Origin of the sequence: Dietzia massiliensis (assembly GCF_018390595.1) — a bacterium.
Lineage (GTDB): Bacteria > Actinomycetota > Actinomycetes > Mycobacteriales > Mycobacteriaceae > Dietzia > Dietzia massiliensis.
In genome coordinates this window covers 1-371 of record NZ_JAHBAV010000298.1, presented here as the reverse complement: position 1 = coordinate 371, position 371 = coordinate 1, and the positions used below count along the sequence as shown (strand labels likewise).

The window sequence follows — 371 nt, the reverse complement described above, 5'->3', positions numbered from 1 at the left end:
CATGTGGACGATGCCACCGATGAGCGCAGTTATGATGAGATTCGCCAATACGATATGCAGCCATTTATTCGCAACAAGCCGCTACTAGATGCGCTCATGCCCGCTCATGTGGTATTTAGCACAGTTGATAACAAACCTGCAGGGTTTTCATCGATTTGGCTGCAACAAATTATCCGTGGCAAATTAGGGTTTAATGGGGTATTGTTCTCCGATGACCTGTCGATGAAAGCGGCACATGTTGCAGGTGACGCAGGTGACCGTATTGCGGCTGCTTTAACAGCAGGTTGCGATATGGGATTATTGTGTAATGACCGCCCTGCTGCCTTGGTTGCGCTTGAGCGTTTGCAAAAAGAACCGACACTGCTCAATAC

The 371-nt window shown here is 48.5% G+C and carries 1 protein-coding gene; it reads left to right on the top strand.

Features of this window, described 5'->3' with window-relative positions:
- Positions 1 to 371, top strand: a 371-nt coding sequence (locus tag KHA85_RS20600) for a glycoside hydrolase family 3 N-terminal domain-containing protein (protein WP_272875196.1), incomplete at both ends; no start/stop codon positions are given.